This is a genomic window from Deltaproteobacteria bacterium, from assembly GCA_023382265.1.
Classification (GTDB): Bacteria; JAMCPX01; JAMCPX01; order JAMCPX01; family JAMCPX01; genus JAMCPX01.
The window spans coordinates 1-25,524 of the sequence record JAMCPX010000032.1; the positions used below are offsets into that span (position 1 = coordinate 1).

Annotated in this window: 20 protein-coding genes; 10 read left to right on the forward strand and 10 right to left on the reverse strand. The window is 38.6% G+C overall.

Annotated elements, in window-relative coordinates; genetic code table 11:
• The first annotated feature begins 115 nt into the window (after positions 1–115).
• The 6 genes from M1381_06300 (at position 116) to M1381_06325 (ending at position 13,090) form a co-directional block, all read left to right on the forward strand.
• Positions 116–3,376 (forward strand): PepSY domain-containing protein, encoded by a 3,261-nt coding sequence (locus tag M1381_06300; protein ID MCL4478694.1) that lies wholly within the window; start codon positions 116–118, stop codon positions 3,374–3,376.
• Positions 3,373–5,508 (forward strand): hypothetical protein, encoded by a 2,136-nt coding sequence (locus M1381_06305; protein ID MCL4478695.1) that lies wholly within the window; start codon positions 3,373–3,375, stop codon positions 5,506–5,508. The genes M1381_06300 and M1381_06305 overlap by 4 nt, the downstream gene beginning before the upstream one ends.
• 128 nt (positions 5,509–5,636) lie before the next feature.
• Positions 5,637–6,521 carry a glycine--tRNA ligase subunit alpha gene (locus M1381_06310; GenBank protein MCL4478696.1) on the forward strand — a complete coding sequence of 295 codons (885 nt, stop codon included), beginning with the start codon at positions 5,637–5,639 and terminating at the stop codon, positions 6,519–6,521.
• The gene (glyS, locus tag M1381_06315; protein ID MCL4478697.1) at positions 6,521–8,719 is read left to right on the forward strand and encodes a glycine--tRNA ligase subunit beta; all 2,199 of its coding nucleotides are present in this window, start codon (positions 6,521–6,523) and stop codon (positions 8,717–8,719) included. The genes M1381_06310 and glyS overlap by 1 nt, the downstream gene beginning before the upstream one ends.
• Positions 8,703–11,483 (forward strand): pyruvate, phosphate dikinase, encoded by a 2,781-nt coding sequence (ppdK, locus tag M1381_06320; protein MCL4478698.1) that lies wholly within the window; start codon positions 8,703–8,705, stop codon positions 11,481–11,483. Before glyS ends, ppdK begins: the two co-directional genes overlap by 17 nt.
• A gap of 56 nt (positions 11,484–11,539) precedes the next feature.
• Positions 11,540–13,090, forward strand: a complete 1,551-nt coding sequence (locus M1381_06325; protein MCL4478699.1) for an acyl-CoA carboxylase subunit beta — start codon at positions 11,540–11,542, stop codon at positions 13,088–13,090.
• Positions 13,091–13,163: 73 nt separating this feature from the next.
• Here M1381_06325 and fmt read toward each other — a convergent pair whose 3' ends face one another.
• The 10 genes from fmt to M1381_06375 all read right to left on the reverse strand — a co-directional run bounded on the left by fmt (position 13,164) and on the right by M1381_06375 (position 21,566).
• The gene (fmt, locus tag M1381_06330) at positions 13,164–14,096 is read right to left on the reverse strand and encodes a methionyl-tRNA formyltransferase (GenBank protein ID MCL4478700.1); all 933 of its coding nucleotides are present in this window, start codon (positions 14,094–14,096) and stop codon (positions 13,164–13,166) included.
• 11 nt (positions 14,097–14,107) lie between these two features.
• Positions 14,108–14,644 (reverse strand): peptide deformylase, encoded by a 537-nt coding sequence (gene def / locus M1381_06335; GenBank protein ID MCL4478701.1) that lies wholly within the window; start codon positions 14,642–14,644, stop codon positions 14,108–14,110.
• Positions 14,644–16,050, reverse strand: coding sequence for a DUF4388 domain-containing protein (locus M1381_06340; GenBank protein ID MCL4478702.1), 1,407 nt, complete (start codon positions 16,048–16,050; stop codon positions 14,644–14,646). The genes def and M1381_06340 overlap by 1 nt, the downstream gene beginning before the upstream one ends.
• A 27-nt stretch (positions 16,051–16,077) precedes the next feature.
• Positions 16,078–16,524 carry a hypothetical protein gene (locus M1381_06345; GenBank protein ID MCL4478703.1) on the reverse strand — a complete coding sequence of 149 codons (447 nt, stop codon included), beginning with the start codon at positions 16,522–16,524 and terminating at the stop codon, positions 16,078–16,080.
• On the reverse strand, positions 16,521–17,681 hold the full coding sequence (locus M1381_06350) for an ArsA family ATPase (GenBank protein MCL4478704.1): 1,161 nt from the start codon (positions 17,679–17,681) through the stop codon (positions 16,521–16,523). Before M1381_06350 ends, M1381_06345 begins: the two co-directional genes overlap by 4 nt.
• A gap of 153 nt (positions 17,682–17,834) precedes the next feature.
• Positions 17,835–18,899 carry a flavodoxin-dependent (E)-4-hydroxy-3-methylbut-2-enyl-diphosphate synthase gene (ispG, locus tag M1381_06355; protein ID MCL4478705.1) on the reverse strand — a complete coding sequence of 355 codons (1,065 nt, stop codon included), beginning with the start codon at positions 18,897–18,899 and terminating at the stop codon, positions 17,835–17,837.
• A gap of 32 nt (positions 18,900–18,931) precedes the next feature.
• Positions 18,932–19,699, reverse strand: coding sequence for a GTP cyclohydrolase FolE2 (folE2, locus tag M1381_06360; GenBank protein ID MCL4478706.1), 768 nt, complete (start codon positions 19,697–19,699; stop codon positions 18,932–18,934).
• Positions 19,696–20,058 (reverse strand): 6-carboxytetrahydropterin synthase QueD, encoded by a 363-nt coding sequence (gene queD, locus M1381_06365; protein MCL4478707.1) that lies wholly within the window; start codon positions 20,056–20,058, stop codon positions 19,696–19,698. Before queD ends, folE2 begins: the two co-directional genes overlap by 4 nt.
• A gap of 13 nt (positions 20,059–20,071) precedes the next feature.
• The gene (rsmG, locus tag M1381_06370; GenBank protein ID MCL4478708.1) at positions 20,072–20,698 is read right to left on the reverse strand and encodes a 16S rRNA (guanine(527)-N(7))-methyltransferase RsmG; all 627 of its coding nucleotides are present in this window, start codon (positions 20,696–20,698) and stop codon (positions 20,072–20,074) included.
• A gap of 40 nt (positions 20,699–20,738) precedes the next feature.
• Entirely contained in the window at positions 20,739–21,566 is an 828-nt protein-coding gene (locus M1381_06375; protein ID MCL4478709.1) for a Crp/Fnr family transcriptional regulator, read from the reverse strand.
• 256 nt (positions 21,567–21,822) lie between these two features.
• Between M1381_06375 and M1381_06380 the strand changes: the two genes are divergently transcribed.
• Genes M1381_06380 through tsaB form a run of 4 tightly spaced genes read left to right on the forward strand, consistent with a single transcriptional unit; the run spans position 21,823 to position 25,501 of the window.
• Positions 21,823–22,587, forward strand: a complete 765-nt coding sequence (locus M1381_06380; GenBank protein MCL4478710.1) for an isoprenyl transferase — start codon at positions 21,823–21,825, stop codon at positions 22,585–22,587.
• 14 nt (positions 22,588–22,601) lie between these two features.
• Complete coding sequence (gene dxr / locus M1381_06385; GenBank protein MCL4478711.1) at positions 22,602–23,741, forward strand: 1-deoxy-D-xylulose-5-phosphate reductoisomerase; 1,140 nt, start codon at positions 22,602–22,604, stop codon at positions 23,739–23,741.
• Between the two features lie 5 nt (positions 23,742–23,746).
• Positions 23,747–24,832 carry an RIP metalloprotease RseP gene (rseP, locus tag M1381_06390; protein MCL4478712.1) on the forward strand — a complete coding sequence of 362 codons (1,086 nt, stop codon included), beginning with the start codon at positions 23,747–23,749 and terminating at the stop codon, positions 24,830–24,832.
• Positions 24,833–24,835: 3 nt separating this feature from the next.
• On the forward strand, positions 24,836–25,501 hold the full coding sequence (tsaB, locus tag M1381_06395; GenBank protein ID MCL4478713.1) for a tRNA (adenosine(37)-N6)-threonylcarbamoyltransferase complex dimerization subunit type 1 TsaB: 666 nt from the start codon (positions 24,836–24,838) through the stop codon (positions 25,499–25,501).
• The last annotated feature ends 23 nt before the right edge of the window (positions 25,502–25,524 follow it).

The window sequence follows — 25,524 nt, forward strand, 5'->3', positions numbered from 1 at the left end:
CACACAGACGATCCAGTGTGCGGCCTTGGGGTTGGTTTTAGGCATTCTATTTTCAGGTGTATCTTTTGCAGGTAATTCAAATCCATCAGCAGCATCTTCATTTAACTTATTCAATATGCAAAACGGCAACAACTGGACATCTCAATGGAACAATCAAACAGGTTATTCTCAAGGCGTTCTTACATGGGGTAATGGTTACAAAGGCAGATCAAATCTGCCTGCCTCGGTGCCTCATCTCTTTGAACCCATGTATGTAGATTCAGGCGTTTGTGTAAAACCTATTACACCAACACTGTCTCCTGTATTCGTAGAAGACCAAAAACTATCAATCTTAAGCTTTACTGCAACCCAGCCCATAATCTCAGAAGGCAATGGTTATACAAACACAACAATGTTTGACATGTCATTTGCCATTATGCATACAGATGCACTTGAAGGACAGAGGCACAGCAACAGTGATGCAGAGAGCAAGGTCTTTTATATTGTAGAGCAGGTTATTATTAAGGATTCATCAAACAACACTGTAGCTGCACTTTATAACACAACATATATAAACCCGAGCAATTGCATCAAACAAGGAGATGGTAATGAAGATGCTGGGCAGATTTCCGGGAATAATGAGCAAGAAGTGGAAGGCAAGGAATGCGAATGGATTGGTACACAGGCAGGCATACCATTTACCACTGTAGGATATAAAGACGGTGTATATTCTTATCAACTTACAGCCGCATTGTATCGTGAAAGTATATATAATGAGCAAGAGAGTGATAATGATGAACAGCACCATACCAAGCTTATTACAACAGCCCAAACCGGCGCCGGCACATTTATAATAGATTCAACCCCGCCGACTATTACCATAACAGCACCACCAGCAAATACAGTTTTGAACGATTCATACCCACAGATCACTGTAAACTACCATGATAATCTAAGCTGCATAGATACGAATACATTCAAGGCATTACTTGATTACACAGATGTAACGACATTGTTTGTAACAACCGACACTTCTGCAAGCTTTAAGCCGCCTTATGCACTTTCAGACGGCGTTCATAATGTTGGGATAACAATTAAGGACATGGCAGGCAATACAGATACAGCTAAAGAAGATTTTTCAATTTTTACAGGACAAAACAGCGGTGCATACCAGGGAGTAATAGGCTTTCTACAGTCCCTTGCCCCGGTATTCGGCTATCCCGTGGATTTGCATGATTTAAGACTTGCGGACTACAGAGCAAACTTCTCTGGTACAACTTATGTTTACAGTATGTATGAATTTGACCAATATATAAATGGGGTACAAGTAATAGGCGGGCAACTCAAGATAGGAGTGAATATCTACTATTTACCAACAGCGGTATTAGGGAACTATTACACAACTGTAACAAATGTAAATACCACGCCGAGTATAAGTGCAGATACAGCAAAGGGTATAGTACTCGAAGATCAAGGGATCACAGATACAACCGCTATAGATAACATTCCACCTCAACTCAAAATTCTCCCAACAAGCATAAGTGGGAGACTTGTGTGGCAAGTAATAGTTCAAGCATCCAATACTCAACGTTTAATAAATTATACCTATCTTATAGATGCCAGTACTGGGACAATTGTAAGTAAGTGGAATAACATTGCATATTATTATACTGCCTTAGGTAATGTTTTTCTTTCCCCGCCGACTATATTAAATTTTGTTTTTTGGCCTGTAACACTAACCAGCTTACTTACTAATAACGGTTGTTTAAATGGTGTTTATGCATTTGTTGCAGATCAAAATCTTTTCCCACCAAATAACTCTATGCCACATTGCATACCACAAGGGGTGTATAACAATGGTAGTTATAATGATTTTCCAGATACAATATATAACTTACCATATCATACTTCAAACAGTACAAATGATATTATGACAGATATGGTAACAGCATATTACAATGTAAACAAATTAGCTGAAAGGCTTTATCATGCTACAAGCTTTCAAATGCATCTTCCGACTATGTCAAATACACTTACCCCATCAACTCAACTATCTATATGGACAAATATGGGAGATACATTAATAGTAGGTAATACGCCAGCATGTCATTATGGTAAGTTGCTTATTCCATCTCCAAATTATAATGCAGCTACGTACCCTATATGGGGATCTAATAATCATATACAACAACTAACTATAGAGATAGGGATGGGTTGTGATTGGTTGCCTTCAACTTTCATAACAAGTATTTTACCTTTAAAAACAGAGACTATTTACTTATTTAATGATTTTACAAGAGATCCCTCCATAATATTTCATGAATACGGACATGCTATTCTATATGATAAAGGTGTTCATTATAGTGTAGCCCCAATATACGGGGCTTATCATGAAGGCTTTGCAGATACTAATGCATTCTTTATGACAGGGGATCCTCATATCCCCACGTGGTTGGTATCTGAACAAGCATTACAAAGAAATGCTGATAACAATACCTTTGAACCAGCATGGTTCGCAAGTTCAATTTCTGGATCTTTTTATACTTCTAATACTGCTTTTACCACTCTATCACTACCAGTTACATCTGATTCTCATTTTATGGGAGAGGTTTATTCAGGAGCTATGTGGGATTTAAGAAACAGAATGATGAATACCTATGACTTATCCTCCGATCAAGTATGGTGGCTGGATGTAAATGCTGCTGATTTTATTGTTGAGAATCCAAACTCTAATTTAGACTTTTCATTTATTATACAGCCATTACTTACAGCTAATGAATATGAATGGTATTGGGCTAAAGTACTTTATCAATCGGGACTAATAAGCTGCCCCATTGACCCATGGCACGAGATAGAGGGTGCGTTTGCAAGGCATGGGGTATTACAATCGACCAATGTAGCTATTGCAATACCAGAAATTGGAGAAGGCAAAAGCGTAGATCCAACTCAATCACCTATAAACTTTACCATTTACAGTGGTGCAAATACAAATGCACAATTATTCTTTTACAATTCTGATGGTTCTTATTGTAGCAGCTCCGGGACTATTTCAACAGATCCATCCTTGTACCAGTCTTCTACAGCCTATCCTGGCTGCAGCACCATTGTGCCTGGCTACAACCAGGGGTGTGCGGTGTATAATGCAGCAAGTGAGATAAGTAACTGTCAAAACGGAAAGGTAACCTTTGCTGCACAAACATGCAATGGAAGTAATTGTATAAGTTCTGCATCAGATGGTCCACCACAATATATTGATAAGAGTAGTGGAGGATGTGCAGTAGTTCCTGCAAATGTAGATGTTCTTTTTTCTGCTATAATGTTTAATCTACTTTGTCTATTTATCCCTTTGATATTCATTGGATATTTGAAGAAAAAAAGAAGCAAGGGTGCATTATGAGAATAAATAGATTGATATTGATTTTTATTACGATAATAATTCTGAGCACATGTACGAAGAGAACAAGCCCTTCTTCATGGCAGGTTATTGGAAATATGCCGGAAGGCAGGGCGGATTTTTCAGCTGTTGTTTCTTATAGCTTTCCTACTGAAACTGATATAGCTTGCGATCCTTTCCCATGTGGTGTATTACCTCTATCGCCTATTGAAAAGGTAGATATAAATGGGACTACAGGATTTATAAGTAGTGCAGAGGTTTTACCTGCAACACTATGGAAAGATAAATACTGGATAACGAGGTACACAACATTTACTGTAAGTAATGCATTTCTTTATGCCTTCATGGCGTTAAGTTCTACTGGTACCTCAATTTCAACTTCTGTCTTCTCCTGCTATGCCCATATTAATCCTGATGGAACAATAGGTATGTGGAAGAATATAGCAAATCCTATTGTAGACAAATTCAGATATTTCTCTTCTACTATTGGTTATGGGAACTGGATTTATTCTCTGGGAGGGTTTACCGAGATTAGCTTTTCTCCATATATACAACCAATAGGTAGTGGTGTTTCAACCAGTTCTGTAAGCGATGTGATTATGACTAATGTTAACTCAGATGGCTCTATCAGAATATGGCAGACTACAACAGCTATGCTTGCACCAAGAGGGAATTTTGGGGCAGTTGCATTTAGTGGATATGTTTATGCTATTGGTGGACAGACACCAACAGGTGTAACTAACACTGTTGAGATGGCACAGGTAATGACAGATGGAACGCTCGGTTTTTGGAAATACACATCTCCACTTAATACACCACGGGAAGGTTGTGGTATTATAGAGTATAATGGATATATCTATGTAATAGGTGGTGACACAAGTAATTGGGGTATGAATACTGTAGAAATGGCTAAGATCAATCCAGATGGTTCGCTAAGTACATGGAGCTATACGAGTCCTTTGCAGATTGCAAGGACAGATTTTAATGTGGTTGTGTTGAATGAAAGGATATATGCGATAAGTGGAGGTGTAGGAACTATTGAGTATGCTGATATACATTCAGATGGAATATTAGGGAGCTGGAAGATATTACCTTCTTTTGGGTTTGTGTTTTCTTTAATGTCTTCCATTGCTTATCAGAGCCATATATACTTATTAGGAGGGGCAGTGCCTTATTATTTGAGTACTTGGGACTACCAACCATCCTATTTATATATAATTGGTGGTTATGCTCCGACAGTCACAACAAGTATTCAAATGGTAACAATAGATGGTTCAAGAATAGGTGGATGGAGTGAGGTTTCTGATTTATGGGAACCGAGGGCAGGGCTTTCCGCTGTTACAAATATGGGATTTATCTATACTACAGGTGGAGAAGGTGCTAATGGAGCATTAAACAATATGGAGGTTACATATCCTACAGATGCTACAGGTATGCTTGGAAAAGGAATAGTGGTGGATGAAACAAACGGCATGCCCACCGGGGGTGGGGCGATCAGTACAGGATGTGATATGTGTATAATAGGAGGGGCGTATAACGGTGTGTATTCGGGTAACGTTCGATGCGCCCCCCTTTTTGATCAGGTTTTTCCCGGCTATCCTTCATGTGCTGTTTTTTCGAACTTACCACAATCACATAACGGTATTCCAATGGGAGATTTTATTACAACTTCTGTGCTTAACACAGCAAGATATAAAAGCGGTGTAGTAATTTATCCACCAATCTTAAGTGGAATGAATTTCACATCCTTGGTGTATGCACTTGGCGGATACTATACAGGTACATCTATAACGAACTCTGTTGAGTATGCACAGGTGATGACAGATGGAACGCTCGGCAATTGGCAGTACACAAGCTCAATGAACCTGCCAAGGGCGGCGTTCGCAGCCGTTGCAATCAGCGGATGGGTGTATGCAGTAGGGGGATACACGGACAAAGGCATAACAAACACAGTTGAGAAAGCACCAATAAATCCGGACGGCTCACTTGGTAAATGGGTATTCATAGATCCCATGACCATACCCCGTGCAGGGCTTGCAGTAGTAGAGGACAACGGCTGGATATACGCACTTGGAGGCATATCAACACCCAATGGCATGCCGCTTGATACCATAGAAGCAGCAAGGATGTATTAACCTCCCAAACGCATGTTTTGGATTGAACGCTTTTTGGATTATAATGTCCTTTTAGAACTGGAATAACAGCCAGAATAAATATACATAATCTTGACAAATACCAATATTTCCGGATACCGTGCCTTGTCATGTATGTTCAGGAGCTAATTTTTAGTTTAAATAAATTCTGGTCTAATAACGGATGTGTTATAGATCAACCCTATGATATAGAGGTTGGTGCGGGCACATTCCATCCGTCTACCTTTTTACGGGTACTCGGTGCTAAACCATGGTCAGCTGCTTATGTCCAGCCGTCAAGAAGGCCTGCTGACGGCAGGTATGGCGAAAACCCAAACAGGCTGCAGAGATATTTTCAGTATCAGGTTGTTATGAGCCCTGCACCTTCCGGTATTCAACAAACATACCTTAAAAGTCTCAAAACGCTCGGCATAGATCCTGAAAAACATGATATCAGGTTTGTAGAGGATGATTGGGAATCTCCAACACTTGGGGCATGGGGTCTTGGCTGGGAGGTATGGCTTGACGGTATGGAGATTACACAATTTACATACTTTCAGCAGACAGGCGGCATTGACCTTATTAACACGCCTGTAGAGATCACTTATGGCACGGAGCGAATTGCAATGTATCTTCAAAATGTTGAGAATGTGTATGAGCTTAAATGGAATAAAACAGTAACATACGGAGAACTTTATAAAGAGAATGAGAGACAGGGATCCATTTATAATTTCGAGCGTGCTGATACAAAAAGGTTATCCATGCTGTTTGATGAATATGAGCATGAGGCAAAAAGGCTTTTGAATGATGGTCTATATCTTCCAGCTTATGATTATGCATTAAAATGCTCACACGTGTTTAATCTGCTGGACGCAAGACGTGCGATATCGGTTATGGAAAGGGCAAGGTATATCGCAAGGGTAAGGGCAATGGCAAAAACGGTTGCCCAGGGGTATATCTTTCAGACAAACAACGATTTAAACGATACAAATGGTTCAATAGGTTTAAAACAGTAATGTCAGAGCTATTTATAGAAATTGGTGTTGAAGAGATACCGGTCAATGAGATAAAACCCGCAATAGAGCATATTTCACGGAGTTTGTGGATGCTTTTTACAAATGATCATCTTTTTGAAAGCGAATCTAACACGATTGAAGAGGTCTGCCAAACCTACACCACCCCGAGAAGGCTTGCTGTGTGTTTTAATGGACTTGCAGATAAAGGCAAGCCTGTCTCTATAACCTGTACAGGACCAAGAAAAGAATCGGCATATGATCAGAAGGGTAAACCAACTACCGCTGCGATTGGTTTTGCACGTTCAAAGGGTATGGATGTATCCGATTTGAAGGTTGTTAAGCTTGAAAAAGGCGAGTTTGTACAACTTGAGCTTAAAAAACCGGGGATAAATACAGATGTTCTTATTAGAGAGCAGCTCAAGGATATTATTTTAAATATCCCGTTTAAAAAATCCATGAGATGGGTGAAAGACGGCATAAGTTTTATCAGACCAATAAGATGGTTTGTAGTGCTCTATAATCAAAGAGTTGTACCGGTATCCATTGGGGAAATAAAGTCATCATCATTTACATCAGGCATATTGCTTGAGAATAAAAAAATAAAGGTATTAGACTGTAAATCATATCTTAATGTTTTAAAAAGCCATAAGATTATTCCATCTTTCGACCATAGGAAATCCATTATATCAGATCAAGCTAAACTTATAGCAGAAGATGTTCATGGGAGTGCTGTACTTGATAATGAATTATTAGATACCCTGTCGAACCTTGTGGAATCTCCTGTTGCAATTCTTGGTACTTTTGACTCAAGGTTTATGAATCTGCCTAAAGAAGTAATCATAAGTGTGATGAAAGATCATCAGAAATACATACCGATCGAGAAAAACAACTCTGAACTACTGCCCTACTTTATAGGGATAAGCAACAATCCTTATGGAGACAACGATGTGATCAGGAAAGGGTACGAACGGGTGCTTCATGCAAGGCTTGAGGATGCGGAGTTCTATTATAATGAGGATATCAAACAACCGCTTGCATCGTATGTTGAACTGCTGAAAGGTATGATTTTTAATCCGGAGCTTGGCAGTCTTTATGACAAAACGCAACGTATAGTGGCTGTATCTTCATACCTATGTGATGAAATTGGATTTAAAAACAAATCCCGGGTCACATCCTCTGGGCGTGAACCCGTCCCCTTTGCTAAAGGAGGAATTTTGTTTCAACCTCTTGATGAAACCTCAATAATAATGACTCTTAAAGCGGCACAGCTTTGCAAAGCCGATCTTGCAACAAGACTTGTATCTGAATTCCCCGAATTGCAGGGCACGATTGGCAGACAATACCTTGTGCTTGAGAATAAGGGCTATGAACGCATAGCTCAGGCAATCTATGAACATCATTTGCCGAAGGGTTTTAGTCCTGAGCTCCCGGAATCCTTGATAGGTGCAGTTGTCTCTATTGCTGATAAGGTTGATACGTTGATAGGATTTTTCAGTATAGGTGAACAGCCGACAGGCACACAGGATCCTTATGGATTAAGAAGGGCAGTGATTGGCATTATAAATACCATAGTCAAATTTCAGCTTGAGCTGGACCTGAAACTTATTATAGATTTTGGTATTGATATGTACAGGCATATTAATGATAAGGAAAAGCTATCCAGACAGATCATGAACTATATACTGATAAGGCTCAAAGGTATTATCAAAGAAGGAATAAATATGGATGATATGCTCATTGAAGCAGTGATTGAAACAAAGCCTGTAAACATAATAGAGGTTGAACAGAGAATCAAAGCATTAAGTGATACGGTGCTGAAAAAGGAGTTTGAGCCTGTTTACTTAGCTTATAGAAGGGCAATAAATATCACGAAAGGATATAAAACATCAAATAATGATAAAGTAGATACCTCATTATTTGTAGAGTCTTATGAAAAGGATTTATATAACAAATACTTAGAGGTATATAAATTAGCCCAACCAAAACTTGCAAATAGGGATTATAAAGGCTATATAAAGACACTTGAAACGCTCATACCGCATGTAAACTTGTTTTTTGAAAAGGTGCTTGTAATGACGGAAAATCTGGATGTAAGAAATAACAGATTATTGATGCTTACAAATATAGGCATGCTTATTAATCAATTGCTTGATATAACAAAACTAAACACAGGGGGTATTTATGGCAGTAAAGAATAAGATCGTTTACTTTTTTGCAAAAGCCAGAGCAGACGGTACAGGTGAGATGAAGGATCTGCTTGGAGGAAAGGGTGCAGGGCTTGCAGAGATGACAAGGGCAGGCATACCTGTTCCGCCTGGTTTTACAATTCCAACGACTATATGTATCCAGTATTTTAAAACCGGGATGAGATTTCCATCCGGCTTAAAAGAAGAAGTTAAAAAAGCAATGAAAAGGCTCGAGGTAATAGCAGAGAAAGGGTTTGGCGATAAAAATAGTCCTTTACTCGTTTCCGTACGTTCCGGTGCAAAGTTTTCGATGCCTGGGATGATGGATACAATACTTAATCTCGGACTTAATGATCTGACTGTTGCGGGGCTTGCAGAGAAAACCGGGAATCAAAGGTTTGCTTATGACAGCTACAGGAGGTTTATATACATGTTTGGAGACGTTGTACTCGGTATAGAGAAAAAGATTTTTGAAGATGCTTTTGATGGATATAAAAAGAGATTTAATGCAACCGATGATGTATCCGTACCTCCAACCGCTTTAAAATCCGTAATAGAAGATTTTAAAAATATCATAAAATCGAGAACAAAATCTGAATTCCCTCAGGATCCATATCAGCAATTGTTTATGGCGATAGAGGCTGTTTTTAAATCATGGAACAATAATCGGGCAATTTATTATAGAAAGCAAAACAATATTCCTGATAACCTTGGGACTGCAGTGAATATTCAAACAATGGTATTTGGTAATACCGGTAATAATTCAGCAACGGGCGTTGGCTTTACAAGAAATCCTGCTACAGGAGAAAGGGTATTCTATGGCGAGTATCTTGTCAATGCCCAGGGTGAGGATGTTGTCGCAGGTATAAGAACGCCGAAACCTATATCAGAATTGGCACAGGAGATGCCGGGTGTGTACAAACAGCTTAAGGATATAACAACAAGATTGGAAAAGCACTATAGAGATGTTCAAGATTTTGAATTTACAATAGAAGACAGAAAACTCTATATGCTTCAAACTCGTTCTGGTAAAAGAACGCCTCAGGCAGCGCTTAAGATCGCTGTTGATATGGTAAAAGAAAAGCTTATTACGAAAGAACAGGCTATAATGAGGATAGAACCCGATAAACTTGAGCAATTGCTGCATCCCGTATTCGATCCAAAGGTAAAATACGATGTTGTTGCTAAAGGGCTCGCAGCATCGCCAGGCGCTGCCTCAGGGCTAATCGTTCTTGACGCTGATAGGGCAGTGGAACTCTCAAAAAAAGGTGAGGCTGTTATACTTTTAAGGGAAGAAACATCGCCGGATGATATTCACGGTATGGATGCATCAAAGGGTATTTTAACAAGGAGAGGTGGAATGACATCACATGCTGCTGTCGTAGCAAGGCAGTACGGAAAACCCGCTGTTGTCGGGTGCAGTGTGCTTGAAATAGATGAAAAGACAAAGTCGGTTAAGATAGTAGATAAGCTTTTCAAAGAAGGTGATCACATATCTATAAATGGCTCTACAGGTGATGTTATTATGGGGAGGGTCCCTTTTGTAGAACCGGATCTGACGGGTGATTTTAAAACAATCATGACATGGACTGATAAGATACGAACACTCGGGGTAAGGGCAAACGCTGATATTCCAAGAGATGCACAAAAGGCAAGGGCGTTTGGTGCAGAGGGAATAGGGCTTTGCAGAACAGAGCACATGTTTTTTGATGAATCAAGGATCGGTATTATGCAGAGTATGATCCTTGCTGATAAAAGAGATGAAAGGCTTAAATACCTCGGCATGCTCGAAAAGATGCAGAAAGAGGATTTTGCCGGTATCCTTAAAGAAATGGAAGGACTGCCTGTTACAATAAGATTACTTGACCCGCCTCTTCATGAATTCCTGCCCAAACGCGAAGATCTTATGGTTGAGATAACAAAACTTGAGTGTAATAAAGCTGCGCCTGTGGTTATTAATGAAAAAAAGAAACTGCTTGAAAGGGTTGAAGAACTTCATGAATTTAATCCTATGCTTGGTCTGAGAGGTGCGAGACTCGGTATCGTTATGCCGGATATCACAAGGATGCAGGTAAGTGCTATTATTAATGCGGCATGCGATCTGCTGGAACAGGGTGTAAAGGTTTATCCGGAGATCATGCTGCCCGTTATAAGCACTATGAAAGAAATGCATGCACAAAAGACAATAGTCATCCAGACAGGCGAAGAAGTAATGAAGCAGAGAAATAGGAAAGTAAAATACCTGATTGGAACTATGATAGAGCTTCCAAGAGCTGCTATCACTGCCGATGAGATCGCGTCAGAAGCAGAGTTTTTCTCATTCGGAACAAATGACCTGACACAGACCACTTATGGGTTTTCAAGGGATGATGCTGGTAAGTTTATAAACTTTTATATGACGTACGGGGAGCATTGTCCTATCTGCGGTGGAAAGCTGAATAAGGATGGTATTTGCGGAGACTGTGGCTATAAGGTAAGTATAAAACTGCAAAACATACTAAACTTTGATCCATTCTCAACTATTGATGTCAAAGGCGTTGGAGAACTGGTAAAGATTGCTGTTGAAAAAGGACGGAAGACAAGGCCTGATATAAAACTCGGGATATGCGGCGAACATGGCGGTGATCCTAAAACAATTTTTTTCTGTCATAATGCAGGATTATCCTATGTAAGCTGTTCACCATACAGGATACCTGTTGCAAGGCTTGCTGCGGCTCAGGCATTTCTAAAAGCCGATGAATCAATTAAAAAAGTACGAAAGCCGTATAAGAGATAGACAAGGTGCTAATAATGGTAAATGCAGTAGAAAGACACTAAGTTTTTGGAGATTATATGTCCGATGAAAAACGTATAAAAGAGCTTGCAAGGATGCACAGTGAAGCAGAACTTGGCGGCGGTGAATACAGGATTAAAAAACAGCATGATTCCGGTAAGCTTACTGCAAGAGAAAGAATAGAAATACTCCTTGATAAAGGAAGTTTTGTAGAACTCGATAAATTCGTGCTTCACAGGGCGATCGACTTTGGAATGGACAAACAAAAATATCTTGGTGATGGTGTTGTAACAGGATACGGAACTATTAATGCCAGGCTTGTTTATGTTTTTTCTCAGGATTTTACAGTATTCGGGGGCTCTCTCTCAGGGGCTTATGCAAAAAAGATATGCAAAATAATGGATCTCGCAGTAAAGAATGGTGCACCTGTAATCGGTCTTAATGATTCTGGCGGTGCAAGGATTCAGGAAGGGGTAGAAAGTCTTGCCGGCTATGCCGATATATTCTTAAGGAATGTGCTTACATCGGGTGTTGTCCCTCAAATCTCTGCCATAATGGGACCGTGTGCAGGCGGTGCTGTTTATTCCCCTGCGATAACAGACTTCATATTCATGACCAAAGGAACGAGCTATATGTTTGTTACTGGTCCTGATGTTGTAAAATCGGTTACGCATGAAGAGGTTTCAAAAGAAGAGCTTGGCGGTGCAATTACACATGCAACAAAAAGCGGTATTGCACATTTTACATTTGATTCTGATGAGGAATGTTTGCTTGGTATAAGAGAACTTCTGGGTTTCATTCCATCAAACAATCTTGATGATCCGCCTTTAAAACCCACCACTGACCCTCATGATCGTATTATTGCCGAGCTTGATAGCCTTATACCTGATCAGCCGAACAAGCCTTATGATATAAAGGAGCTGATTTTTGCCACTGTTGACGAAGGGTATTTTCTTGAGGTTCATGAGACTTATGCAACAAACATTGTTGTAGGGTTTGCAAGATATGGCTCTATGCCTGTTGGTATTGTCGCCAATCAGCCGGCATCTCTTGCAGGAACGCTTGATATAGATGCATCCGTAAAAGCTGCAAGATTTGTGAGGTTTTGTGATGCATTCAATATCCCGCTGATTACATTTGAAGATGTGCCTGGTTTTTTGCCAGGTACTGTCCAGGAGCATGGAGGTATAATAAGGCATGGTGCAAAATTACTCTATGCATTTGCGGAGGCAACCGTTCCGAAGATAACTGTCATCACAAGAAAAGCTTATGGCGGTGCTTATGATGTTATGTCAAGTAAACATATAAGGGCTGATATAAACTATGCATATCCCGGCGCTGAAATAGCTGTTATGGGCCCGGATGGTGCGGTTAATATTATATTCAAAAAAGATATCGATTCTGCTAAGGATCCACAGGCAAGACGCAATCAATTGGTAGAGGAGTATAGAGAAAAATTTGCATCACCATGGAAGGCGGCAGAGCTTGGATACATTGATGAAGTGATTATGCCGTCGGATACAAGATATAAGATTATATCGGCATTAAAAATGCTTAAAAATAAACGCGATACAAATCCTCCAAAAAAACACGGCAATATACCTTTGTAAGCATATTAACCGGAACATAAACTTCCTTATTCGATACATCCTTCGGGGGATTGTCTCCAATAAAATGGATACATTATTTCTTAAACATGTCTCCAGATTTTAATCCTCTGCCTATTGCGAAATCAAATGCAGACATTGGTTTACCGGAATTTGGTTTGACATACTTTATAAGTAAGATGCCTTTCCCCGTTGCAGTATGAATTCCATTCTTATTGCTTTCTATTATAGTACCCGGGACTTGTTTGGGAGCCTCGTCCAAAGGTTCTGTACTTAATATCTGTAGAGGATTACCCTTATAGTATGTCCATGCGGTAGGCCATGAAATGAGTGCTCTAACCGTATTATGGTTTTCTACGGCAGACTTATTGAAATCAAGCTCGCCCTCTTCTTTTGATATCTTTGGTGCTAACACTGCTAAGTCATTATTTTGCGGGATAGGGGTGACAGCCTGCTGTTCAAGCAAAGAAAGCGATTTTAATAATAGATCAGCGCCGATTCGTGAGAGTCTATCCTCAAGTGAAATTGCATTATCAAGTATATCTATCATCTCTGTTTGTTGCATGATTATGGGACCCGTATCCATACCTTCATCAAGCTTCATTACAGTAACAGCCGTTTTGGTATCACCCTTCAAAAGGCATCTCTGTATTGGTGCCGCACCTCTGTATTTGGGAAGTAAAGATGGATGTATGTTTATGCAGCCATACCGGGGTAATGTTAATATGTATGGTGGTATAAGTTTGCCATAAGCAGATACGACTATAGCATCGGGTATTCTTGATTGCAGCCATTTTTTAAAAGGCTCATCGGAAAGATTTGACGGTGTCATTGTATCTATATCGTGTTTTATTGCAGTTTCGTGTACGCGAGTCGGTTTTTTAATAAGTCCTCTTCCAGAGGGCTTCGGAGGTTTTGTTACTGCGCCAATTATGTCATGGTGTGAATTTATTAATGCTTCAAAGGCAGGTATACTAAATGAAGAACTACCCATAAATATTATTTTCATATAACAGATTATTATATTTTTCGTGAATGATGGTTAGCAGGACCGTGTTCTGACCTGTCTTTTTTTAACGATCTGATATAAGCCTCTCTTTTAAGCAATGACGTCTTATCAAGTAGTGTTATCCCCATAAGGTGATCCATCTCATGCTGTATAACTATTGCTGTTAATCCTTTTGCTTCAAAAAAGATTTCTTTCTCATTTAGATCAAAAGCCGAAACAAGGATTTGATCGTTTCTTTTAACGTTTATTCTGAAGCCGGGCAGACTAAGACATCCTTCTTCTATTGAGGCCTCGCCGCTTGATTCCACAATTCTTGGGTTAATAAATACCATCGGATGTTTTTTTTCATCTTCCGTATGGACATCCATTAAGAATAAAAGGCTTTCTTCTCCAATTTGTGTAGCCGCTAATCCTATCCCCAAAGCGTTGTACATGGTTTCAAACATATTACCTATAAGTGTACGGATATTGTTGTCTATATTTTTTACTGGTTTTGCCTTTTTTTTAAGTATGCTTTCCGGATATGTGTGTATCTGTAGTATTGACATTATTCTTCTCGTTCAAGCAGTTCTAGTTGTTTTTTTGATTCTTTATGATTTGAATTATGCACCAGTGCCTTTAAAAAGCATTCGCGAGCTTTCTTATACTCTTTTTTATTTTTGTATATTATACCGAGATAGTAGAGATTTCTTGCCTCTTCCGGGTTCAGTTCATTAGCTTTAAGGAAAGCTTTTTCAGCATTGGCAATATTTATCTGGTGTTCAGAAAAATCCATTGTCTCGAGAATACCCATTGCAGTATAATATTCACCTATGGTCGAATCATTATCTATTGCTGTTTTAAATGCATTATATGCATCTCTATAATTTTTTTCATTAACAAGTATTTTACCCTTTTCAAAAATTTGTCTGGCAAGTACCGGGTCTGACTCTACAGACAGCATACTTTTATCTTCCTCGCTCAATTCTCTTAAATATTTTTCCCTTGAGGTATCTTTATAAATGATGGTAAATGCTTCAAGCACCTGGTTGTACAGTTCTGTTGCAAGCGGTTTTATTTCTGCATATTCTCCATCCAGGAATCTATCAGGCCTGTACTTCTGTGATAATTGTGTAAAAGCAGAGAGTATTTGTTCCTTTGTCGCTGTTTTATCAAGTCCGAGTTTCTCAAACAGGTTTTGATTCTTAAATGTTTCGAGCTTTGATGTTATTTCTATTTTAAGCATAGGTGTTTCAGCAGTTTCTGTCTTTTCAGAGCTTGGATAAATCAGTTCGAGTAATCTTAATACTCCTAGTATTTGTATGGTTTTTAATTCACCCATGCTTCCTTCTGTTACTATATTGTTTACAGTTTTATTTTCATCTATAAGATTGTATATCTTCTCACCTTCCGTATTTTTCAATATATGTATACCATCTTCCGATGATGCCGTTTTTTGTATTATTGTTTTGGTAGAACCAATCAGCTCTTTTAATTTGTCAGGGCTAAATTTCCTTTTCACACCTTCCAATATGAGTGTCCACATGCTCAGGTCAAGCGTTATAACCTCGTCACTAAAAGGAGCTCCCTCTATAAAGTTGTATATCCCGTCATCCCACTCAAAGACAGAGTAGATAATCTCGGAAACTTGTTTTAGAACAAGGTCAAAAAGCTGTTCAGGTGTTAAGAGCCCCATATTTACAAGTATGGTCCCCAGCCTGTTGCCTGTTTTCATGACTTCTTTTAAAGCAGCATCAAGTTGTGCTTCAGAAACAAGCCCAAGCCTTGATACCATTGTTCCCATCCTGTCAGAGGAAGAATTAGACGCAGAAAATACCGGCTTACCTTTTGATATGTAAACAATCTTTACCTCCGAGCCATTGGTCAGCCTTAATATGCCCGTACTTTTCTCCGAGTACAGGCTTATCAAAATCTTAATAAACGATATATCTTTTAAATTACCTTTTGTTATCATATCAAATTATAAACACAGACTTTCGTCCTATTCAATGATGATTTTTTTAATCTTTTTTGATTTTTGTTTTTTTCTCTCACCCTTCAAAATGCTTCTTAAGCTCTCCAACATCTGCCATCTTGGATCCATTTGTTCAATCCCCTGTTTTTTTAATCTTTCCATCTCCTCATCGATCATACTATTGATCAAATATAATATCTCCCCAGCATCTGCCGGCATATTTCCCAGCCTTAGAGGATCAATTACCTTGCCTATTATTACATTTAATAGAAGTTGAAACAGGTTAAGAATAGATACTAATAGTGCAGTAGCTTCTCCGTTATCATAATTGCTAATAGTTTCTCTAACAAAGTCTACGAGTGATATTAGAGCAAGTATGTCCTCTCTATTTGCCGTTAAGAAATGTTGTTTAGAGGCTTCAAGTGCTTTTATGGCCTCAGGGTTTAATTTGGTTATGTTCTGTTTTTTTTTCATACAAAAGTTATTTTTAGCCAATCATCCTCTGTTGAGGCTTCTTTAATCTCCTTTGTCTGAAGTGCCCTCGGTAGTGCAATATTCCTCTGGAAATTCCTTATTTTAAGGATAAGCTCATCACCACTGATAAATAATTCAATCTCCTCTTTTTTAACACCGGGCAGTTTTAACATAAAAATGAAGCTGTTGCCCTTTTTATTTATTTTAATTGGAGATTCTTTGCTGAAGATCTTTGATGGGTTTTCACTCTCGAACAATGCGTCTGCAAATTGTGACAGGGCCTGAATCCCGATCATCTCCTTATTGTATAATTTTGCTCTAAATAGAGGGGTGCCGGCAAAGGACTTCGAAATGTGTTTGATATGCTTATCCTGAATCTCAAGCCAGTTGGCCAAGTATGAATCGTTGATTTCCTGTGGATATATCTTGTTTATGATTACGGCATCTATTGTGAATCCAAACATATTAAGATAGGTCTGAGCTCTTATTGATTCATTTATAACCATTTTTTCGGGATTTACCATAAGTCTTATGGTTGTAAAATTGTTGTCTATGAGTAGTGCTTTTATTTTTACCATTTTTAAGTATAACTGTTCTATTGCACCATAAACTTCGTCTTTTGGGAATGGTATTCTGGCAAATTTTTCGGCGGCAGGTCTTACTATCTTTGCTATTTTTCTGCCGATGTTGAAAAACTTGTCCATATACCATTGAAATATCTCGGGAAAGCTGAGCAGCCTTATTGTGTTTGCGGTTGGTGCACAATCTATTATTGCAACATCAAAACTGCCCTGATCTTTATACTCAAGTATCTTTAAAAGGCTGAATAACTCTTCCATTCCCGGCAGGGTTGCAAGCTCTTCTGCAATTAATTCATCGAGTCCCTGGCTTTGCAGTAATATTTTTATGTATGATTCAATCTTTCCCCAGTTATTAGATATTTCATTCTGAACGTCTATCTCCTGTGCGAATAGGTTCGTCTTTAGCTTCTTTGGCTCTTTGCCTATGGGCATACCGAAAACATCGGATAGACTATGCGCTGCATCTGTACTTAAAACAATTGTACTATTCCCGAATTCCGCAGAACGAACCGCTGTTGCTGCCGATACGGTCGTTTTACCAACCCCACCTTTGCCTGTGTATAATATCACTCTCATAAAGGCACTTTAACTTTTTTTATATAGGATCGTCAATTATAATCAGAGCCTTTTTTCATTATCCCAAAAATTGCATTTTAAAAAGGTATACCGTGAGAACGTCGCTGATAAAGATTTCAGAACCAACAATTTATCCGCCGACACTGAGTTTTCCTACTCTTTCAGTAATTCATTTACTTCTTTTAATAGCTCTTGTTCGTAATCTCTTTCCTTTATCTTGCGATCGGGCTTACCGTGCTTAAATAAAATACCGCTGCCTTTACCGCATGCTATACCGATCTCTGCTTCTTTAGCCTCTCCAGGCCCATTGACAACACAACCCATGATAGCGATTGTTATTGGTTTTTTTACATTCGAGAGTTTGCTTTCAACAGACTTAACAAGCCCTATAACATCATACTCTGCCCTTCCACATGTTGGGCAGGATATGATCTCAACACCATACCTGTATAGATCAAGTGACCTTAAAATATCGTATCCGGCTTTTACTTCTAATACAGGATTATCCGTAAGCGATACCCTTATTGTATCACCTATGCCTTCATATAATAATATGCCTATGCCTATTGCGGATTTTATGCTTCCCGATAAAAGTGTGCCTGCCTCTGTTACTCCCAGATGCAGGGGATAATCGATAATGCCTGCGAGTTTTCTGTAAGCATCTATCATCATCAGGACATTACTCGATTTTACGGATACCTTAATCATTGTAAAATCGAACTCCTCAAGTGATCTGATGTTCCTCAATGCCGATTCTACGAGTGCATCCGGCGTAGAATGATAATCATACTTTTCCAATATATCCTGAGGCAAAGAACCCGAATTAACTCCAACCCTGATGGGTACAACAAAATCCTTCGCTGCCATTACGATTTCTTTTATTCTGTCTTTGTTCCCTATGTTTCCGGGGTTAATTCTCAAGCCTTGAACGCCATTTTTTATGGATTGAATGGCAAGCCTGTAATCAAAATGTATGTCGGCAATAACAGGGATATTTACTGATGCAACGATCGTTTTTACAGCTTTTGCAGCCTCCATATCAGGAACAGCTACCCTTACAATCCCGGCACCTGCCTCTTTAAGCTGGTTTATCTGTTTTACTGTCGAATGAATATCCCTTGTATCCGTGCTTGTCATAGATTGCACAACAACAGGGTTATTCCCTCCGATTTTTACATTCCCTATGCTTATAACCTTTGTCTTATGTTTTGTTCTCATTGGATCGACATAACGTATTATTTAAAATTGGTTCACTTGTATTCAACACACGCATACACATTATGGTTATGTATGGATTCCAGATTTTCTGCTTCTACTGAGAACCATGTTATTTGTTTATTGGATTTCAGCTTATTGGCTACGTCCCTGACAATATCCTCTACAAACATCGGATGTTCATAAGCGTATTCGGTTATATACTTTTCGTCAGCTCTTTTCAATAAAGAAAAAAGCTCGGCACTTGCCGAACCTTCTACAATCTTTACAACTTCTTCTATCCAGACTAGTCCGTTAAACCGTAAATGCACGGTAACAAAGCTTCTCTGGTTATGCGCATTGTGTTTGCTTATTTCCTTTGAACACGGGCACAGTGTAAGTACAGGTACTGTTACCTCAAGTATGAAATCCAGGCCGTTTCCATTTTTTACACCTGTAAATCTGCAATTATATTCCATCAGGCTTTTTGCTCCGCTCATCGGCGCCTTTTTTTCTATAAAATAGGGGAATTCAATCTCAAGATGTGCTGAATGCGCATTGAATTTTCTTTGCATGTTATCAAGGATATCCGGATAGTCTTTTATGTTTATATTACCCCTATACTGATTCAGGATCTCAATAAACCTGCTCATGTGAGTTCCTTTAAACTGTTTCGGGAGATCCACGTACATATTTATACTCGCAATTGTATGTTGAACCTCATGCAACTTATCCAGTACAGTAATAGGGTATCTTATATTTTTGACTCCAACTTTATCTATGTTTATACCTCTATGATCTATTGTGTTTTGTACGTCTTTCATTTTTTGTATATTGCCCAATTATCATCCGATTCCCAGACTTTGCTATATTTGATCCTTACATTATCCGGTAACCTTGTTTTTAGAGATTCATATATGTATTTCGCAATGTTCTCTGAAGATGGTTCAATCTCCTTGAATGCCTCCAATTCATTAAGATAGGCATGATCCATTATAGAGGCAATATCTTTAAGATATTGCTTTAATAAAACAAAATCTATTAGTATTCCATTTGTAAGATTTTCGCCGTAAACAACGATTTCAACTTTATAATTGTGTCCATGCAGCCTCTCACACTTACCCTTATATTCCCTCAGGTTGTGTGCTGATGAAATTTTTATAGAAGTGCCCATCTCATACATACTTCCTCCAAGTCTATGTTTTTTTAAATAATAATATCTTACGATATGAGCCATCAGGTAATGATGTGATTAGTTCGTCTGCCTGTTTCAAACCCGATATAGGCTCAGTATTTTCTACTTCTCTACCGCGCATGGCTATAATCCTGCCGCCAATTTTCAAATAAGGCATTGACAGATTTATAAATTCTGACAACGAAAAAGATGCTCTTGAAATGACGACATCAAATATACCTTTCATTATACTTTTAAAATCTTCTGCCTCTGCCCTTTGATGCAGTGATGATGCGTTTTTAATGTTAAGAATGTTAATAACATGATTTACAAAATTAACCTTTTTTAATCTTGCGTCAAGCGTGAGTAATTTTATGCTTGATTTTACAATCTTTAAGGGTAATCCAGGAAAGCCTGCACCTGTCCCTATATCAAGAACAAAATCATTATTCTTTATAAATCCAAGCGGGGTTAGCGAATCAATAAAATGTTTTATCACGATTTCCTTTTCATCATAAATGGATGTTAGATTTATCACTTTATTCCATCTAATTAGTTCATCCGAGAATATCAAAAGGCATCTGTCAATATCAATGATACCGTTTTCTACAAGATAAGTCTTAAGTAAACTCATGTTCTCAGGTTTCATAAAGAATAAAGTAGATGTACCTTATTTTTAATTCGATATTTTATTTTTCTCTTATAAAATCAGCTTCAAAATCTCTGTAGATGATCATCTTTGAAGACATAACCTGGATATAACCCTTTCTCTGCCATGCCGATAGGATGCGTGAGACTGTTTCCCTTGTGGTTCCTATTGCGTTTGCAATATCCTGCCTTTTGATATTCTCGGACAAAACCATACTATGACCTTCTCTTTTACCATAAGATTTAATGAGTTTTACAATGTGTTTTTCAAGCCGTTCATATACATCCCTCAATGCAAGATTTTCTATTAACCCGTCAGCCTCTCTTAGTCTACGGCTCATTTCCTCAAGCAGCTTTATCCCTATTTCGGGGTTCTCTTTTACAACTTCTATAAAATTATCCCTTTTTAATACAAGAAAATCCGTATCTTCTGTGGTTATTGCACTTGCGGAACGCGGCATGCCGTCAAGAAGCGACATCTCTCCAAAGAATTGTCCATCTTTAAATACCGCCAACGTGATTTCTCTGCCGCTTAACCCAATCAGGTAGATCCTTACCTCTCCTTTTGAGATAAAATACAATGCGTCTCCCGGATCGTTTTGATAAAACAATGTAGCATTTTTATTGACGTGCCTTTGAGTGAGATGCTGTGATAACTTAGATAACTCATTTTCAGTAAATTCTGAGAATATATCTATACATTTTATTGTTTCATTAGACATATTCTTACTTACACCATATAATAATACTGCTGTCAAATATATACCCGGCAAGCGGAGTATGGGCAGGTTATGCAGGTTTACGGTATTAACAATCCCGGCACTGTCATTGCCATCGATGTTTTGAGAGTTGTTAATTACTCCTGTCAAGCCACCATTAGTAATGCTGTTATTTATCTAATAATAAATCAAAACTCCTACGGCGGGTTGGGTTCGGATCAGTATTATACTTTATAAGTGGTATGCTGGATATAATAATGGGCAATCACAATAATTTGGACCAAATAAGAGCCAGATCTTTGGTGAGCACATCTATCGGGATCCGCTGCTAAAGTAGCTGCGGATTATATGTTTAAGACAGGACAGTATTGAATATTCATTTTTTATGTGTTAGTTCTAATATATGATGGAGTATAAGGAACTCATAAAAAAATTAAACAAAGATAATATGCCAAGGCACATTGCAATAATAATGGATGGAAATGGCAGATGGGCCAAGAAACGCAACCTGCCTCGTATCAAAGGGCATGAACAGGGGCCAAAGGTTGTAAAACGCATTGTGGATGTTGCAGGTAATATTGGGATAGAAGTTATCACCCTTTACGCTTTTTCAAAAGAAAACTGGAATAGGCCAAAAGAAGAAGTTCAGGGACTCATGCGGCTTCTGGAACGATATATTATAAAAGAAGGTGATAATATAATAAAAATGGGCATAAAGTTTGAGGTAATAGGGGATATAGATAGCCTTCCACAAAATCTCAAAGATCTTATCAATAGCATACGAAAGCGGAGCGAGCATAACAATAAACTTGTTCTTATATTTGCATTAAGTTACAGCGGTAGATATGAGATTCTTGAAGCAGCCAAAGCAATTGCGAGAGATGTCCATAACGGGATTTTGAATATAAATGATGTTGATGAAGCCGTGTTTAGTAATTATTTGTTGACAAAAGGCTATCCAGATCCCGATCTTCTTATAAGAACAAGTTCAGAAAAAAGGATAAGTAATTTTATGCTATGGCAGATTGCATACACGGAACTTTATATCACAAAAACGTTATGGCCTGATTTCACAAAAGAAGAATTTTTAAAAGCTATAATCAATTTCCAAAAAAGAGAAAGACGGTTTGGTAGGACAAGTGAACAGCTTTCCTATTTAAATAACAATTGACAGGTCCCGCATAGATGACAGGAATATCTATCTTTGGTTCAACCGGCAGTATTGGCAGGAATGCTCTTTTGATAGCCGGAAAGTATCCGGCTCTGTTCAATGTCGTAGCTTTATCAGCAGGGTATAACATGAGTCTATTAAAAAGACAGATAAAGGACTATTCCCCCGAATACGTTTGTGTAATAGAGGAAAGAGATGCACTTGCACTGAAAAAAGAGTTTAAACGGGTAGAGGTTTTGTGGGGACAAAAGGGGCTTCGGGAACTCTCCAATATAAAAAATACAGACATGATCATCATGGCAATTGCCGGACTTGATGCGTTAATGCCGACATATCTTGCATTGAAATCGGGCTTATCTGTTGCTCTTGCAAGTAAAGAGGTTATGGTCGCAGCGGGCAGATTAGTAAGCCGTGTAAAAGATAGCGGTAAGCTTTTAATACCGGTTGATAGTGAACACAGTGCTATTTATCAACTGATCCGGAATGAAAAATTAAATACGTTAAAGAGAATCATTCTGACTGCTTCCGGAGGTCCATTACTCAATACGGATCAAAAAAAATTAAAGTATATAACGGTTGAAAAGGCACTGAAACATCCTAACTGGAAGATGGGTAGAAAGATCACGATAGATTCTGCTACAATGATGAATAAAGGTCTTGAAATGATTGAGGCGAGATGGCTCTTTAAGCTTAAACCTGAGCAGATCGATGTTGTAATACATCCCCAGAGCATTATTCATTCCATGGTTGAATTCGCAGATGGAGCGGTACTTGCTCATCTCGGAGTACACGATATGCGATTACCAATAGCTTATGCTATGAACGAAAAAAAACGTATGCCTGTCGGTGTGAGTAGACTGGATTTTGCAAAGCTTGGCGCTCTTAATTTTATGCAGCCAGATCTAAAAAAATTCGGCTGCCTTAGAATAGCAACGGATGTACTCAGGGCTGATGACAGTTCAGCGATTGTTATGAATGCTGCTGATGAAGTTGCTGTTGATGCTTTTCTTAAAAGGAAAATAACTTTTACGGATATACCAAAAATTATAGAGCATGCAATAGCAAGGTACAATTATAATGGTGTGCGTTCTATTAATGACGTTATAGAAGCTGATAGAGAAGTCAAAAAATATCTATATGAAAGGATAAAATAAGATATATGGTGATAAGTATAGTAGCAGCGGTAGTCGTAATAGCCGTGCTTGTGTTGATTCATGAATTGGGACATTTTACATTTGCAAAGTTATTTAATATAAAGGTGCTTGCTTTTTCGCTTGGATTTGGACCTGTATTATTAAAAAAGAAACTGGGTGAAACTGAGTACAGGCTTTCCTTACTGCCGCTTGGCGGTTATGTAAAAATGCTTGGTGAAGATGTAGAAGAACCGGTAGAAAAGATTTCCGAATCAGACAATGCACGTAGTTTTGTAAACCAGTCTAACTGGAAGAAATTCTTGGTTCTGTTTGCAGGTCCTTTTTCAAATTGGTTATTTGCGCTTTTAATTTTGTGGATGGTTTTTATTCACGGAATGCCATATATTCCAACAATAGTAGGCGATGTTAAAAAAAATAGTCCGGCGTATACGGCGGGCATACAAAAAGGTGACGAGATAACAGCAATAGATCGTGTTAAAACCCGGGATTGGGAGCAGATGACAAAGATCATAAGAGGCGATAAGGCTGACAGAGAGGTCACAATAGATTTGACCCGTAACGGTAAAACAGTTGCCGTGAAGCTTAAACCGGAACTTGAGAGCGAGAAGAATATGTTTGGTGAAAACATGAAAGTCCCTGTTATTGGTATAATGTCATCCGGTGAAGTTAGAATAAAGGCATTAAATGCGGGCAGTGCCTTTATCTCGGCAGCGAATGAAACATGGAACATAACAGCTCTTGTTGTTGTTTCACTTGAAAAACTTGTAGAGGGTAAAGTACCTGCAAAAGATCTCGGTGGACCGATACTTATAGCACAGCAGGCAGGCCGGCAGGCTAAGAAAGGTGTGGATGCGCTGCTGTTTTATGCAGCTCTCATAAGCATAAATTTTGCTTTACTAAATATCCTTCCTATCCCCGTGCTTGACGGCGGCAATATAATGTTTACTGCGATAGAAGCAGTGATAAGAAGGCCCTTGAGTAAAAAGGTAAAATTGGTAGCTCTGCAGTTTGGGTTAGTATTCATTGTACTGCTCATGGTATTTGCATTTTACAATGATATTAACAGGATCATAGTGTCCCATCATCATTGAAATATGATAAGACTTATTATTGATACCGCACTCGGTTATACTGGTTTTGGTGTGGCAATGGATCATGAATTGCTTGGTTCAATAATTATAAAACAGCCGTCTACATTTACAAAGTTATCAATAGATATTATAAGCTCTCTTTTGCGGTCGGTTCAACTGGATAAGTCATCAATTCAGGAGATTACTGTAAGCGCAGGACCTGGAACTTTTACAGGTTTAAGAACAGGCATAAGCCTGGCAAAAGGCGTTTGTATGGCACTTGGCATTCCTATTATTCCGGTCATGACACTTGATGCAATGGCAAATACGTTGAAAGAAGTGCACATGCATATAGTATGTGCTATCGATGGTAAGAACGAAAGCATATACGTTGCAGAGTATGTTAGAGAGGATAGCACGATTAAAAGGATAACAGAAGCGGCGGCTGTACGGGTAGGTGCTAATGCATTTCAAAAGGGTTATCCTGTGGAGTTAGTCAGCGCAAATGTAGAAAGGTACAGACAAATATTTCAATTGTCTTACCCTGCAGGCATACAATGGCATGAGCTTGATGTGAATAGAATGATACAGGCTATTAACTTTATCGCCCATAATAGACTTTACAATGTAAATCCCGTGGAAGCTGCAAGTTATACACCCATTTATTTGCGGCAGCCTGATGTAAAGTAATATCCGTAAAAGTATGAATGGGC